15 protein-coding genes are annotated in these 15,719 nt (G+C 44.2%); 6 read left to right on the forward strand and 9 right to left on the reverse strand.

The features are described from left to right. The 4 genes from BBEV_RS12280 to helD form a co-directional block, all read right to left on the reverse strand. Positions 1 to 1,689 carry an IS1182 family transposase gene (locus BBEV_RS12280; RefSeq protein ID WP_232318326.1) on the reverse strand — a complete coding sequence of 563 codons (1,689 nt, stop codon included), beginning with the start codon at positions 1,687 to 1,689 and terminating at the stop codon, positions 1 to 3. 325 nt (positions 1,690 to 2,014) lie between these two features. Then, complete coding sequence (locus BBEV_RS12285; RefSeq protein ID WP_069365736.1) at positions 2,015 to 2,893, reverse strand: ROK family protein; 879 nt, start codon at positions 2,891 to 2,893, stop codon at positions 2,015 to 2,017. A 15-nt stretch (positions 2,894 to 2,908) separates the two neighbouring features. Further along, the gene (locus BBEV_RS12290) at positions 2,909 to 3,106 is read right to left on the reverse strand and encodes a hypothetical protein (RefSeq protein WP_069365737.1); all 198 of its coding nucleotides are present in this window, start codon (positions 3,104 to 3,106) and stop codon (positions 2,909 to 2,911) included. Between the two features lie 17 nt (positions 3,107 to 3,123). Continuing rightward, the gene (gene helD, locus BBEV_RS12295) at positions 3,124 to 5,412 is read right to left on the reverse strand and encodes an RNA polymerase recycling motor HelD (RefSeq protein WP_069365738.1); all 2,289 of its coding nucleotides are present in this window, start codon (positions 5,410 to 5,412) and stop codon (positions 3,124 to 3,126) included. A 268-nt stretch (positions 5,413 to 5,680) separates the two neighbouring features. On the opposite strand from helD, the gene BBEV_RS12300 reads away from it, so the two are divergent. Further along, positions 5,681 to 6,493, forward strand: coding sequence for a SurA N-terminal domain-containing protein (locus tag BBEV_RS12300; RefSeq protein ID WP_069365739.1), 813 nt, complete (start codon positions 5,681 to 5,683; stop codon positions 6,491 to 6,493). 206 nt (positions 6,494 to 6,699) lie between these two features. On the opposite strand, the gene BBEV_RS17825 is transcribed toward BBEV_RS12300, so the two are convergent. Beyond that, positions 6,700 to 6,849: a hypothetical protein gene (locus BBEV_RS17825; protein WP_232318172.1), complete on the reverse strand. Its 150-nt coding sequence runs from the start codon at positions 6,847 to 6,849 to the stop codon at positions 6,700 to 6,702. 30 nt (positions 6,850 to 6,879) lie between these two features. Beyond that, positions 6,880 to 8,166 carry an RNA-guided endonuclease InsQ/TnpB family protein gene (locus tag BBEV_RS12305; RefSeq protein ID WP_069365740.1) on the reverse strand — a complete coding sequence of 429 codons (1,287 nt, stop codon included), beginning with the start codon at positions 8,164 to 8,166 and terminating at the stop codon, positions 6,880 to 6,882. Between the two features lie 132 nt (positions 8,167 to 8,298). Here BBEV_RS12305 and tnpA point away from each other — a divergent pair, with 132 nt between their 5' ends. From tnpA to tnpC, 3 genes are read left to right on the forward strand one after another with little or no spacing between them, the layout of a single operon-like run. Beyond that, positions 8,299 to 8,634, forward strand: a complete 336-nt coding sequence (tnpA, locus tag BBEV_RS12310) for an IS66 family insertion sequence element accessory protein TnpA (protein ID WP_069364181.1) — start codon at positions 8,299 to 8,301, stop codon at positions 8,632 to 8,634. Then, entirely contained in the window at positions 8,631 to 8,987 is a 357-nt protein-coding gene (gene tnpB, locus BBEV_RS12315) for an IS66 family insertion sequence element accessory protein TnpB (protein ID WP_084007197.1), read from the forward strand. The genes tnpA and tnpB overlap by 4 nt, the downstream gene beginning before the upstream one ends. 43 nt (positions 8,988 to 9,030) lie before the next feature. Next, positions 9,031 to 10,602, forward strand: coding sequence for an IS66 family transposase (gene tnpC / locus BBEV_RS12320; protein WP_069364179.1), 1,572 nt, complete (start codon positions 9,031 to 9,033; stop codon positions 10,600 to 10,602). 488 nt (positions 10,603 to 11,090) lie between these two features. Here tnpC and BBEV_RS12325 read toward each other — a convergent pair whose 3' ends face one another. After that, complete coding sequence (locus BBEV_RS12325) at positions 11,091 to 12,107, reverse strand: hypothetical protein (protein ID WP_069365741.1); 1,017 nt, start codon at positions 12,105 to 12,107, stop codon at positions 11,091 to 11,093. 504 nt (positions 12,108 to 12,611) lie between these two features. On the opposite strand from BBEV_RS12325, the gene BBEV_RS12330 reads away from it, so the two are divergent. Continuing rightward, entirely contained in the window at positions 12,612 to 13,244 is a 633-nt protein-coding gene (locus BBEV_RS12330) for a c-type cytochrome (RefSeq protein WP_069365742.1), read from the forward strand. 50 nt (positions 13,245 to 13,294) lie between these two features. On the opposite strand, the gene BBEV_RS12335 is transcribed toward BBEV_RS12330, so the two are convergent. Together BBEV_RS12335 and BBEV_RS12340 are read right to left on the reverse strand one after the other, a co-directional pair. After that, entirely contained in the window at positions 13,295 to 14,203 is a 909-nt protein-coding gene (locus tag BBEV_RS12335) for a cation diffusion facilitator family transporter (RefSeq protein WP_069365743.1), read from the reverse strand. A 30-nt stretch (positions 14,204 to 14,233) separates the two neighbouring features. Further along, positions 14,234 to 14,785, reverse strand: coding sequence for a TetR/AcrR family transcriptional regulator (locus tag BBEV_RS12340; protein ID WP_069365744.1), 552 nt, complete (start codon positions 14,783 to 14,785; stop codon positions 14,234 to 14,236). 97 nt (positions 14,786 to 14,882) lie between these two features. On the opposite strand from BBEV_RS12340, the gene BBEV_RS12345 reads away from it, so the two are divergent. Further along, entirely contained in the window at positions 14,883 to 15,716 is an 834-nt protein-coding gene (locus BBEV_RS12345) for a Nif3-like dinuclear metal center hexameric protein (protein ID WP_084007378.1), read from the forward strand. Positions 15,717 to 15,719: the final 3 nt, after the last annotated feature.

Raw genomic sequence — 15,719 nt, forward strand, 5'->3', positions numbered from 1 at the left:
TCATGACAAATTTGAAAAAAGAGGCTGGGACAAAAAGGCTTGAATGATCAAAATACGCTTCCGATTATCATAAATTGATAGTCGGAAGCGTTTTGTCTGTTGATACAAATATAAAAAACAGTATAACGCAGTGTACTTTCTCAAGTTCACTGCCATGAGTGCAAAACCCATTTCTTTTTTCACTTTGTCTTTGCCTCTCACCGACATTCTGGTGAAATGCAAATTGGCCTTCAGAAATCCAAAAACTGGTTCGACATCGACTTTACGTCTGCCATAAATCGCGCCAGTTTCTTCTTCCGAAAGCAGTTGACGAATATGCTCTTTTTGCAGCTCCCATTTTTCATTGTAATAAACCTTACGGTTTTTGCCTTCTTTCGCTTTTGTGCAACTGGCCCGTAAGGGACAGCCCGTGCAGTCTTCACTTTCATAGACCTTGAATGTTCGTTCGAATCCTGCGCGATCGGTTCGTTTGGATACATAGCGAAAGGTGACTTTTTTGCCGTTTGGACAGAGAAAATAGTCTTGATCCTGATTGTAATTCCAATTCATCACATGGTAGCGATCGGTTTTGAATGACCGTTTCTTTTCTTTTCGGTACATACTATACGTGATCAGTGGTGTGCTTGATAGACGGTTCAAAAAAATATCCTCATAATTTTGTTCGCTTCCGTATCCGGCGTCCCCAACAATATAGTCAGGCAGTGAAAAGTACCGTCTCTCGATGGTATCCAGAAATGGAATCAGGGTTCGTGTGTCAGTCGGATTTGGATAGATGTCATAAGCGAGCGTATATTGTCCTTCCGTTGCAATCTGGAGATTGTAACCGGCTTTCAGTTGGCCATTTTTCATATAGTCATCTTTCATTCTCATAAACGTGGCATCATGATCGGTTTTCGAGTAACTGTTACGATCACCCAGGATCGCGAGATCCTTCTCATAACGTGCTTTACGTTCGATGAAATCCTGAAATTTTTTACGCTTTTCTTTCGGCTTTTTCCGCTCTGATCTCAGTCTTTTTCTTTCCTTCGCATCATCATTCTCTTCGATTTGCTTGTCGTAATCCTGAACGGTCTGGTCCAACTCTTCATGAACTTTATTCAGCTCATCATCCGTTAAGGCTTCCTGATCTTCCAGTTCAATCGCAGGAATGATTTCCTGTTCAATCAGTTCATCATAGATCGCATTTGATTTCGTAACGATATCATGATGATACCGTTGCACGGATTTTTTCCATACGAACGTGAATTTATTCGCGTTGGCTTCGATCTTTGTACCATCAATAAAAATTGCTTCGTTATCAATTGCTTCTTCCTGAACCAGTCGGCTTCTGAATTGCACAAAACACTGACGTAAGAGCTCTTCAACGTCGGGATGTACTCTGAATCGATTGATCGTCCGGTAGGTCGGCGCGTGTCCTTGTGCCAGCCACATCATTCGAATACTGTCCTGCAATAAGGCTTCAATTTTCCGTCCAGAAAAAGTCGATTGAGTATACGCACAGAGAATCACCTTCATCATCATTTTCGGATGATAAGAAGGGCGACCCTGACTTTTATAAAAAGCTTCAAAAGCTTCTTCAGGTATCGATTCAACCAGGTCATTCACTGCAAAAGCGACATCATTTTTTTGTAATTGAAGCGATAAATCCATCGGCAAAACGAGCTGATTCATGTTATAATCGAGAAACATAAGGATACCTCCGGTTTTGTTATGACTTGGTCGTTCTAACTTAATCCGAAGGTATCCTTTTTTTATGTAAAAATCAAGACCTGACGGTCTTTCAATGCAGTTGATTGTCAAAAATACATGAGACGCCTGCGGGAAAAGCAAGAGCTGAAGATCCACCGGCGGTGGTTTTCCGACGGTTAGCTGAAGCCTTGCCCGCGGCAAGCGATTGTATTTTTGCACAATCAACCCTTCTATACAGAAAACCCACACCGTTTGGTGTGGGCCTCTTTATTTACTGGGTTTTGTCCCAGCCTCTTTTTCATTATTCAATGGATATTGATGATGATCAATCTTGAATCATTTCATGTAAGAAACAGGCACCGACCACGCCTGCATCATCTCCTAATTCGGAGCGGATAATGCGGGTTTTCCCGCGCATGCTTTCGTACAGGTATACGTTTGTGCGTTCACGGATCTCGTCAATCAGATCCTCATCACTCATCGTCCCCCCGCCAAGCACAATCACTTCCGGATTCAGGACATGGATCAGGTTAGCCACGGTTTTCGAGAGGTAGTCCAACCAGGTATTCACCAGTTTTTCCGCCGCTTTCTCATGGTTACGCCAGCCGGTTACAAGTGCTTTCGGCGTTGGATAAAGACCATTTCCTGATCGTAACTGCCAGGCCAGCGCTGAACCGGAAGCCAATCGCTCAACGGCACCCGAATTAAGAGATGAAGGCATTCCCTCCGTATCGGAAATGATCATATTACCCACTTCACCTGCATTGTCATGTGCGCCTCGGATAAGACGGTTTCCGATCATGATTCCTGCACCAACACCTGTACTGACAGTGATGTAAATCGAACTTGCGGACCCTCTTGCCGCTCCGGCAAAAGCCTCTCCAACTGCTGCAGCATTTGCGTCATTCTCGAGATTCACCGGGACACCGAGTATTCGTTTCAGCTCATCCACCAGCTTAAACCCGTGCCAGCCCGGCAGATTCGGTGGATCAAGAATGATTCCTTTTCCAGTATCCAGAGGTCCGGGGGCAACGACGCCTGCTGAGGAAAGCTGATCCGTTTCTCCCAAGGCTTTGCAAATCAGATTTATCGCATCATGAGGATGCTCAGGTGTAGGAAAAGCGAACTGCCTCACAAGCTCCGCCCCTTCATTCATCCAGCCACCTTTAATGGATGTGCCGCCAATATCAATTCCAGAACGCATGATGTCCTCCCCCTGTCATGACTGAATCCAACTGACGATGAGGACTACAATCAGAAAGATTACCAGGTACATCAGTACTGAGCGGACAGAACGTTTGATATTATCCTGCTTTGCCTGATGTTCTTTGCCTTGACGCCCTTTTTGACTCATATAGAAGATAAACAGAATTAAAATGATGAGAAAAGGGATGACAGATAACAGTGCTTGTTGCATATGAATCAGTCCCCGTTTCAGATTTGTTTATGATTCAGTACGTCTTCAATCAGTCCTTCATGTTTCTGATTATACCAGATTGACAGCCTGTGCAGGGCTCTTGTCATCGCAACGTACAAAAGCTTGATATCAATATCTTGATCTGTAAAAGCATCTTGATCGGTCAGGATGGTGACCACATCAAATTCCAGCCCTTTCGACAGATATGATGGCAAAATGACGATGTCTGTTCCATCATGTTCCTGGTTTTCATCGAGAAGTGAAACACTCATCTCACCTGATGCAAGGGATACCTCTTGATACACCCGCTCTGCTTCACGTTCCGTTTTCGTTACGATTGCAAAGGAGTGGTAAACATCACCCCTGATCTCACGATAGTGCTTGTATATGGCAGCTGCCGCTTCATTCATCGCCGTAAATTGGTGTATGTCCGGTTGCTCGTCATGACGGACAACGGGTTCTGCAAGCACCATTCCTTCATATGAGCTCTTCTGAATGACCCGGTTTGCCTCTTGCATGATCTCAATCGTCGTCCGGTAACTCTGTCTGAGCGTTTGAAAGCTAGCATTCACAAAGACATCCTCCATGACGTTTTGCCAACTTGTTATCCCCCGGTAGCTGTGAATGCCTTGAGATAAATCACCTAAAATGGTAAACAGACTCGTATTGCAAACCTGTTTCAAAACGACAAATTCCAAATAACTGTAATCTTGTGCTTCATCGATGAACACATTCTGGTACTGATGTTCCTTGTGAATACCGAACAGCCGGGATTCTATATACAGAAATATTGCCGCATCTTCAAGATCCAATTCCTTTTTTCGAAATGTTGTGCGGTGATGTCTGGTGAAGGTCTCAACTTCCGATTCTGACAGGTATTCCGATGCGATGTGAATCAATGTATCTTTATCTGTTAGCAGTTTTCTTGTCAGGGCCTCTGTTTTCGTTTTCGGCATTTGTTTTGTCAACTGGGGTAAAATCGTTTTTGCTTCTTTTCTCATAGCATCAAGATGAGCTTCCCGTTTATCCCACAGCTTCACGACCCGTTGCCGCCGTTCCTCTTCGTCTTTCACACGGCTTCTGAGTGCATCAATCTTATCATCATAGAGTTCTTCCACCTTATCCAGAAGTTCTTTGGATCTTCGTTTCACGGTTGCTTTGATGACTTCCCTGATTTTCATCAGTCTCTGATAAGGCGCGATATAGGTATATTCGTCTTCGTACAATTTACGGATTTCTTCTGCGGTAAACAATGTATACCGGTCCAGGGTAATGTCCTGATCAGGAAGCCAGCTGTCGATAATCCCTTCAAGATAACTGTCGAGAATCACCTTCATGTTTTTTGACCCTTTGAATCCTGCAATCCATTCTATGTCTCCTGTGAATTGTTCCGGATCTATGATCGCTGCGATGCGTTCATCCTTCGATCGAAACGTAAAACGATCGCCGATAATGTGCTTCGTATAATCAGTAAAAGTGGTCTGCGTAACGAGGTCAACTCCCAGTTCCGGAAGGACATCGGAAATGTAGTCAAGAAACAGTCGGTTAGGAGCTAAAATCATTAATTGGGATGGATCGAAATCGTCTGCATAACTGTATATAAAATACGCCATTCTGTGCAGGGCAATCGTGGTCTTGCCGCTTCCTGCCACCCCCTGAACAAAGAGCGGACGGTTCATATCCGCACGGATGATCTGGTTTTGTTCGGCTTGAATTGTAGACACGATATCCTTCAGCCGGTTATCGGCACTTGTGGTTAACGATTCCTGAAGGAGCTGATCTCTGGCCGTCAGATCGATGTCGCGAATTTCCTGCAACGACTTTTCTTCAATGACAAACTGGCGCTTGAGTTCCAGCTCCCCATGAAACGTTTTTCCGTGTGCCTCATATGTGACTTCGCCAAGCTGGCCTTCATAATAAATATTGGCAATAGGTGACCGCCAATCCAGAATGACAGGTTCCTGGCTGTCTTGTTCTGTGAGCGATGTTTTTCCGATATATAATTTTTCCTTCTCTATCTTTCCCTCGGGCACAAAATCCATTCGCGCAAAATACGGTTCATCCTTCAGGCTCTCGAGCATCCGTAAATTCTTCCCCGTCGTATCCAGCATATTTGCATTCGCGAGGATATTGACATAACTGTTTGAACTGTCCAGGTGATCAAGGTCGATCAGTGCCTGCTTGATCTTGCTTTTATAATCAATTTTGCTTTGTCTTGCTGCTTCAAGAACTTCTTCAATGTATTCCGTCGTGTATTCAAGACGTTTTTGTTCCTCTTCTTTTGCCGGATGTTTGTCCGCTTTCATTTATATAACCTCCAACAGGGTAATCTCGTGACAGTATAGCATGTTTACTTTTTACATTGAACGAAGATTATAATAAACCTGCTGATTTTCACACGATTTCACACAGATTCACGAATCCTTTGAGAATACCGATTAAACCCCTTCATAGCAGGATATAATCTGTTTTAATACCTATTATTAAATTATGTGCTGATCATGATACTATTTACATCGCATGTGTATATGTTAGCATGACAGTCAGAATACAATGAAAGAGGGGAATTGCACAATGAAAAAGAAATTATTTACAGGTTTATCACTCGCAGTCACAATGGCTGTTGTTACAGCTTGCGGGGGAAATGATGAGGGAAACACAAACGAAGAAAATAATGGTTTATTGGACAATAACAATCAGGAAGAGGCTCCTGACAACGACGGCGACGGTAACGAAGCCGCTATGGAAGATGCCCTTGAAGATGAAATGGAAATGGACATGCCTGAACCAGACACAGAAGACCTTCCCGATGTAGTAGCTGAAGTCAACGGTGAAGAAATCGATCAGGAAGAATTTCTCATGACGTATGAGCCGCAATTTCAACAAATGGCCATGCAGTCGCAGATGAGCGGTGAAGAAGTTGACGAAGTAGAACTTCGTGAAATGGTTATCGACTCCATGATCAACAATAAGCTCCTGATTCAGGAAGCCGACGAACAGGGCATCGAAGCTACCGATGAAGAAATGGATCAGCTGCTCAGTGATTTGGCTGAACAAAATGGTCTCGGATCAGCAGATGAATTCATGGCTGCTTTAGAAGAACAGGGAACACCTGAAGATGAAATTATGGAACAGGTTGCCATGCAAGTGAAAGTCGATCAGCTGATTGCCAATGAGGCTGGCGACATCGAAGCATCTGATGCGGAAGTTGAGGAAATGTATGCCCAGCTTGAAGCTCAGCAAGAACAATCCGGCGGCGAATTGCCACCGCTTGATGAAGTTCGAGGAGAAATTGAACAGGAAGTCATCAGCCAGCAGGAAATGCAATTTGCACAGACGTTGATTGAAGAACTTCGAAGCGATGCCGATTACACGATCTACTTGTAATTAAAATTAATGGAAAGAAATATAATCAAAACAACGGAGCCTATCAAGTCGATAGGCTCCGTTGTTTTGATTATCCGGTTTTGACTCGCTCCTCTTGTAATGTCAACGAACCCCCACTGAGGTACAACGTTTCAGTGCGGGCTTGAGATAGCCAAACAGGTCTTTTCTTCTTACGAAGAGCGACGCTCTGCATGGTTCTTCTCAAATCACTGTTTTTGGTTGGTACTGGCGACGTACGATCGTTTTCCCACTTGCACCACCCTTCCGAAGAAGAGCAGTTCTTCCTTTCGGAAGAAACCACCACTCAGAATATAACTGGCGTGTGCTACAAGCCCCAACAAAAGTTGAGTACACATGGATGGTTGACGCACCCACTAGGCTATGCGCTAAGCAACAGCTTTACGTTTTTGAACGTCCATGATCATGGGCGTTTTTATTTTCGTTTTTTCATCCCATTCTACTATTTGGGATTTCCGAAGGATATTTAATGCTGCATTAATGTCGGCATGGATGCATTGTCCATTTTCACAGCGATAGAAGCCGCGATATAGGCGCTTCCCACTAAAGGAGTACATCGTGTTATCGCCTTTTGACCAAACCGGAATATCGTCATGATCCAGAAAACTAGCTTTAGACGTGTAGCTCTCTTCCTGCTTAACGAAACGGATGCCTTCCTTGAGACACTTGTTCTCAATAGCCGAAATCAATCTGTGGAAAGGAATTTGTACGAACTCTTGATTGTTTTTCTTCCCTAAATGCGATTCTTGTTTCCAACCGGCATTATAACCCATTACCACGGTATCGACGTTCAGTCGTTTTATCTGTTTGAACAACAAACCTACGGTTTGTGAAAGGTAGCCGTCTATTTGGAGATTTCGTTTACGCCAAAGAGAAGCTATTTGGTTTGTCACTATGCGTTTCGACAAGCCGTTTTCGATGTTTTTCTGTTTTAATTCGCTTATCTTTTTGTTGAAGTACTGATTAATGGATTTTAACTTCTTTCCATTAATCAAAAAGGCGTCCCCTTGATTCGTTGCACAACTAAGAAGATAATCTACACCTAAATCGCAACTCAAAGCTTTTGTCGTCGTTTGTTGTTTCTTCATTTGAGACATAGGTACTTCATATACATAATGAGCCTCAAAGAACCGACCATTTTGCTTTGGCACAATTTCAATGTAAGAAATGTTTTTATCCATTAAATTCTTTGGCATTCGCAGTCTCAAGGGACCAAAACGTTTTCTGAAAGCAGTATTCATTGGAATATTCCAATACCCGTCCTTATCCACTTTGGGAACTTGATAGATTTCGATGACGCGTTTAGCCGTGGAACGAGAATACTTTGGGAACTTTGGGCGACCTGTGAAACCTTCAGGGGTTGCTTTCCACTTCTTTAACGCTTCGAAGAAGCTCTTTACTTCACTGAGTAAGGTTCTTCGAACCGCTTGTACGGAGTTGGATTGAATGCCCCAATAGTTCATATCGGCCTTCATTGCGCTGTCTATTTCTTTTGTTGTCGCCATTTTGTTTTCATTCAAATACTTTTGTTTAATCGTATATAAGCCTACGTTGCGCAAAGCCTTGGAACTATGAGACATGCGTTGCAGAAGTCGAAACTCCCTAGCGCTAAGGGTGCTGCGACCAATGTTCTGCTTTTGGGTGAACCGTTGCATATTGACTGTTTTCTTTTTCTTGCGCAATACTTCAATCGGTTTTTTCCGTAAGCGTCAAAAATAAGCACGTGTAATTTTATTATTAGCTCCTTCATACTGTGATTATAGTAAAAGTACGAAGGAGTTGACGCGATGAATAGGAATGCTAACCTCAGAGATTTCTGGGAACATAAAGTTAAAGAGGTCCAAAAATCTGGACTGTCTGTAGCTGAGTGGGTTCGTCAAAATGATGAATTCACGGTCCATCAAGTGCGCTACTGGATTCGTAAATTTAAAGAAGAATCCAAATCACTTGCAACCGCAGAACAGCCGCAAACTAATTGGATACCCGTAAACGTTGATGCCACATCCCGACCTGATCCCCAAATGATCTATCTTACCCTTCCAAATGATAGCCGACTTGAAATCCCTTCGGGATTAGATCAGTCGGACCTCACCAATCTTCTTCGAGCAGTGAATGCATTATGATGTCTCATGCTCAGCCTAAACAAGTCTTCCTTGCAAAAGGTGCAACAGATTTACGGAAATCCATCGACGGATTAGCTGCCATTGTGCAGGAAGGGTTCCAACTGAATCCTTTCTCACCGTCGTTCTTTGTCTTCTGTAACAGACAAAGGGATAAGATTAAAATCTTGCATTGGGATCATAATGGTTTCTGGCTTTATTATCGCCGCCTTGAAAAAGGGACGTTTCCTTGGCCCAAAGCAGATGACCATCAACCCTTACTCATTACAGACAGGCAGTTAAGATGGCTTCTGGATGGGCTTCCGATTGATCAAAAAGGAGCCCACAGAAAGTTATCTCCTGAAAAAGTTGTATAAACTATTGAAGTGAATCGCGTTTCCATATAAAATAAATCTCGTTATGAAAAAATCTTCTGCGATCTCACCCAAAACAACTGAACATCTCGAAGACCGTGTCTCGAAACTTGAACGGGAAAAGGCTGAACTTGAACTTCAACTCAAATGGTACAAGGAACAGCTCAGCCTCCAGCAAAGACAAAAATTCGGTAAGTCCAGTGAAAAAACGGATCCGGATCAGCTGGAGCTGCCTCTGTTTAATGAAGCAGAGCAAGAACAACATCCGTCCGAAGAAGAACCAACGGTCGAATCGATTACATATGAACGTAAGAAAAAGCGCAAAGTCCGAAAGGACCTTACAGAAAACCTTCCATCAAAAACCATTGAGCATACACTCCCGGTTGAGGATCAGGTTTGTTCGTGCTGCAATGGAAAGCTCCATACAATGAAGCAACAAGTCAAAGAAGAATTGGAAATCATTCCGGCAGAGGTTAAAGTAATTCGATATGTTACCTATCTATACAGTTGCAGAGACTGTGAGAAAAACGGTACGGGAAACCCGATTGTTAAAGCACCTGTTCCAGAGCGGGCATTCCCAGGAAGCCTTGCTTCACCATCGATGGTCTCTTACATCATGGACCAGAAATTTGTTCAGGGGACGCCGCTTTATCGCCAGGAACAGGCATTCAATCGTTTGGGTGTTCCTTTATCAAGGCAGACCCTTTCAAATTGGATTCTTGAAGGTTCTGAACAGTGGCTGGAACCGATCTACGATCGGATGGTTGAGACTTTAACATTGCTCGATGTTCTTCATGCCGATGAAACGACTGTTCAAGTTCTCAAAGAGGATGGGAAGGAAGCGAGCTCTACCTCCTATATGTGGTTGTACCGATCAGGCATGAGCAGTGTGCCGATTGTGATCTACGACTATCAACCCGGACGCGCCAGTAAATATCCAATTCGTTTCCTTGAAGGATTTAAAGGATACTTGCACGTAGACGGATATGGAGGCTATCACGGCTTAAAACCGAAAGTCGAACTTGTTGGGTGCTGGGCTCATGCACGCAGGAAATTCGTAGATGCTGTGAAATCCTTACCTGATGATGGTTCGACAACCAAAAGTTCTGCACAGGAGGGTCTGGATTTTATCAACCAGCTCTATCGCATCGAAAAGCATATACAGGAAGAGCGCCTCTCTCCGGAAAAAGTCTATGACGTTCGTCAAAAACGTTCAAAACCTGTTTTGGAGGCTTATTCAGCATGGCTTCAAACGATGCGAGCCAAAACCTTACCGAAAACGCTCCTTGGAAAAGCCATTGTTTATTCTATCAATCAAATGGATCACCTGAGAAACTTCTTAAAGGATGGCCGCCTTGATATAGATAACAACAGAGCTGAGCGCAGCATAAAACCTTTTGTGATTGGAAGAAAAAACTGGCTGTTCTCCAATACACCGCGAGGTGCAAAGAGCAGTAGTGTTATTTACAGTATCATTGAGACAGCAAAAGAGAATCGTTTAAAGCCTCAAGCTTATCTGGATTACTTGTTTGAACATTTGCCCAATAGCAAGCAATCTGAAATGGATCAGTTTCTACCCTGGTCAGAATCATTACCAGAGGAAATTCGGATCAAATAATCGAATTTAAACTCAGTATAGGAAATCCGCATCTAAATTAATAGGTGCGGATTTTTGACGCTTACTTTTTTCCTAGCCATTTGTGTCACCTCCTTTTCCGACCTCAAATTGAATGATATCAATTCTTTACATCTATGCCATTCATTATACCATTTAACAAAATAGAAGCTAGATATATTTTCGAACACTTGTTCTTTTATTTGAAACACCTATCAGTCGTAAGACTGATGGCAATTCATCTCCACCTGAATCGCTGGGCTGACGCCCGTATCGCGAATCAGATGGAGTCTTCTTGCCTAATGATGATAAAAAACCCGGCTTTCCGGGAAACCAATGGCGAAAGCCTTCTTTTCACGAACACTTGAGTCGTTCAGTAATCTTCGCTGCCCAATATCAAACAGAACGCTTCCAAGGATCCTGTTTTGACCCCCGGAAGCGTTCTTATTATCTGATAGATTGTTCAACTCAGTTTCCTGTCAGCTTCACAATTACTGTACTTCGATATCGCCTGTCACTTCAGTTTCTTCATCAATGTCTGCTGATGCTTCGAACTCATCGCTTGCAAAGTAGACATTTCCTTCAACCGTCATACCCGCCAGGACAAAGCCGTTTGCTTCAACAAAGATGTCACCGATAAACGTTCCGTTTTGCAGACGAGCGTTTTCATTAAGAACGGTTAAACTTGGTGCTTCAAGCGTATACTGTTCCGTTACGTTACGGTCTTCGTCCTGCTCATACAAAGCAAGCTTACGCTCCGGCTCATCGCGGTTTTCCTGATCGCCTTCCATCACGAGATCCTGATCCGTTGTCACATCATCGTAGAAGTGGAGAATCCACGCGCCATCGGCACCGATGTATTCGTGCAGGTTGTCAGCATCCATCACTTCGTTGTACGTTGCACCGGTCATACCGTCCATGGCCATTTCTTCACCATCAACGTAGATCGTTCCATCGATCACTGTATCTTCATCGATATCCGATGAATCGAAATATTCTTCCCCGGCAAAATGAACATCGCCTTCAACTGTCATACCCGCCAGGATAAAACCATTCTCTTCAACAAAAATATCACCGATAAACGTTCCGTTTTGCAGACGAGCGTTTTCATTGTGAACGGTTAAGCTTGGTGCTTCAAGCGTGTACTGTTCCGTTACGTTACGGTCCTCGTCCTGCTCATACAAAGCAAGCTTACGCTCCGGCTCATCACGGTTTTCCTGATCGCCTTCCATCACGAGATCCTGATCCGTTGTCACATCAGCGTAGAAGTGGAGAATCCACGCGCCATCGGCACCGATGTATTCGTGCAGGTTGTCAGCGTCCATCACTTCATTGTAAGTCGCTCCAGTCATACCATCTTCATCATTGTTCTCGTTTTCTTCGACGTTGTTATTGTTGTTGTCATTATCAACAACATTATCCCCCGCCGTCTCGTTGTTGTCACCACATGCCGCAAGCACAGACACCGTCAATGCTGCTGACATCAGTTTTAACGAATACTTTCTCATTGTTAACCCCTCCTGTTTTCTTCACTTAATGTAATAAAAGTGTGTTCTTACTCACTTACAATTGGAGTGTATCACGGAAATCAGCAGGGACATTTGTCTACTTGTGAATATTTGGTGAAAATAAATAACACTGTCAAAAGTGTAGTTAGTATTTAAAGTTTTGAATGCTTGGTGTGCAAGGATTTTTTGAGCTATTTGCCTTTTTACATTTGTGTCGAATATGTGAAGAGATGAGCGTTAGCGTTCTCATTTCCGTCACATCCCATAAAGATTTCATTGCAAAACCCGTTCAATCGCAAGGTGAATTCCATTTTATTCCTTGTTCATTTCACGACTTTCACATATTTGCCATATGATTACCTGTCCATAAACCCATCTCATGATATACTTTCTTTACAGGAATAACAGAATTTTTACACTTTTTCAAAAACATTGTCTCCGCAAAACACCCTGCGATCACACGCGGTTATCAAGTTCAGTACAAAGAGAAAGGGGATGGATTCGATGAAAAAAGCGGTTATTGCTTTATTGAGCACTGTAGCAGTGCTCGGTGCCTGTGGTAATTATTCCTCCAATGAAGGTCCACTGCCTTATGAGGACGAAAATGGATCTGAGGAAAATGCGGTAGCAAACGGCGAAGGAAATGGCAACAATGAAGAGAATGTCACAGATGCTGGTAATGGAGAAGAACTTTATCTGTCATCTTGCGCTTCTTGTCACGGTGATAATCTCGAGGGAGATTTCGGTCCTGGATTACTCGATGCATCATTTGATCTGAACATGGATTACCTTGTGAACGATCCGAATGACATGCATGAAGGTCTTGTCAATGAAGAAGAAGCAGAAATGATTGCAGAATGGATTACTTCACAAGGGAATGGAAACGGTGATAACGAAGCAGCCAGTGATGACAATGGCGAAAACCGCCTGACAGATGCCGATGGCGAAGAAGTTTATATCCAGTCCTGTGCATCATGCCATGGTGACAACCTTGAAGGCGATTTCGGCCCGGGACTAGCGGGTGAGGACTTCGATGTGTCCATGAATATCCTCCTCGAAAATCCGGATGATTTTCACGAAGGTCTGGTTATTGAAGACGAAGCAACCGCCGTGTCCGAATGGATGGCAGAACAATAAGCGCTCACGATAAATAAACGTCAAGCCGGCAGCTGAAACGCTGCCGGCTTTCAAATGGCCCATTTCCGGTCATGGGTGAACGATACCGTCAGCCAGTAAGGCTTATGCGGTACACTTTTGGCAATTTCGCTGCGAATCTCGTCTTGGACCAACACAGAATCCACGTCCGAATCGGGAACAATCACATAGTCAATTTCAAGCCAGATCACTCTCCCAGCAAGGGTCATACGGGTGAATGATTCTTCCATACCGAAACGTTCTTCAATCTCTTTGATTTTTGCTTCCATCGGCCCGGCCAGATCCTCTTCAAGCCTGACCTCAACCAGCTGTTTCAAAGCTTCGCGCATCTCAACAACCGGTACTTTGATAAACCACACGGATACGATCACGACCATCGCCGGGTCCGTATATGGCACAAGAAAAGCCAGTGAATCCGTAATGGAAAAAACCCCCGCCAAAACAAATCCACCCATCACACCGAAACTGACCAGCGTATCCATCAGCCATTGATTTTTTTCAGCCTTTACAAGTCCCGTTTCTGACTGTTTCGACAGCCAGTTTAACCAAAGATAGAACCCCGCAGAGACGAGTGAAGCGATCGTACTGTATAGAAGTGCCGCCCCAAGAAGCATTTCTCGTCCTCCGGTGAAGAGTGCAGTCAATGCTGCGAGCATCGAAGCCACTACCAGAATAAGAATTGCCGTGTATTTAACGAGTATCACGAGTGGTTCCAACATTTTTTTCCCGAAGGGGAAATTTGTCACGTCTTTTTTATTCATAAATCCGGCTGCAAACAGTGACAGCAATGATAATGCAACACTCACGAGGGAGTACAGGCCGTCAAAGAGAATCATCTGAGACGTCACCATCACGCCTGCAATGATCCCTCCCGCAGCAAAAAGCACTGCTCCTGCCACGGACCAGATTAGGATTTTTCGTTCATTCTGTTGTGCTGTCATGGTTATCCTGCCCCTTACCGTCGTCAATTGTCATTCACTATCCGGGAGTGCCCTCATAATCATCAATCTGACATTCTCCTTGGCTGTTTCCACATCTGTCTGCTGCTGATTGGACAAATAGTAGGATTCCGAGGCGTGTTCGATCAATCCGATGATCAAGCGTGCAAGCTCTTCTTTTCCCGAATACGGGGTACTCGCCGGCAGGCAATTCGCCAGCCATTCGTAATAAGGCCGGTAAATCCTCTCCCACATCTCGAAGCGGTCGTCGTAGGCAAAACCCGAATAAAGAAACGTGACGAGATCGCGGTTCTCCCGGGTGGTATCAAAACTGACCTCGATGATCGTCCTAATCACGCCTGTTAAGTTCTGCTCCTCTGTGTTCGCCTGAATTCGGGTCAGTTGGTGCTGCAATATACCTGCTGCAATCTCCGTTACAAGATCGCTCTTCTTTTGAAAATAAAGGTAATACGTTCCCTGGGCAACGCCTGCCCGTTTTACAATTTGGGACACCGACGTTTTTTCATACCCTTGCTCACGGATCAACGCTGTTGCTGCCTGAATCAATCGTTCTTTTTTATTCATTTGCGGGTCCCCCTTTTAAATGACTGACTGTCAGTCATTATACAACATTCTGGAACTTGAAGCAAGTCTTCACGGGATATGATAAACTATTTTTATCATGAATGCTGCTTATACCCGGAAGGATGTGTCCCGTTTGCCGAGAACCATTCAGCAAGCCCTCACCTACATCCATGCACTGGCCTCCGTACCTGAATCCACCGTGGATGGCCTCATCAGAGGAGATGCCCATCAGCCTTTAACAGGCATCGCTGTCTGTTTTGCGCCCACAACAGCCGTCATCCGGAAAGCGAACGAAGCAGGCTGCAATCTCCTCGTTACTCATCAACAGTTATTCCATCATCGTCCGGATGATGATGCCGGTTCACATAAGAACCAGGTTCATCGATTTAAGGAAGAATTACTGCAGGAAACAGCAATCGCTGTGTATCGATTTCATGACGGTCCCCACCAAATGAATCCGGAACTGTTAACCGATAGTCTGATCCGCAACGTTGGCTGGAACAGTCTGATAACCGGTGTGAATCGGTTTTATTCATCTGTCACGTTCACCGAACATTGTTCCGTTCAGGATATTATCGCTCACCTGAAACATACCCTGCGCATCTCACATGTCAGGTTGTCTGGTGACAGTGATGCCCTTTGCAAAAAAATTGGCGTATCCGCCGGATTCAGTGGATATGCACAACGGGTGATTTCCCTTTTTACGGATGAAAATGTGGATGTGGTGATCACCGGGGAGCCCCTGGAATCCGGAGCTGCGGAATTTGTACAGGACGCAAACGCCCTCGGAAAACAGTATGCATTAATCGTTCTCGATCACGGCGAAAGCGAAATCCCCGGCATGATAAAAACGGCAAAAATGCTCACACAATCCTTTCCGGAAGTGCCTGTTCATTTCATCCGCAACGAGCTTGCTTTTGAAGTGAAATGATCC

Source organism: Salisediminibacterium beveridgei (assembly GCF_001721685.1).
GTDB classification, from domain to species: domain Bacteria; phylum Bacillota; class Bacilli; order Bacillales; family Salisediminibacteriaceae; genus Salisediminibacterium; species Salisediminibacterium beveridgei.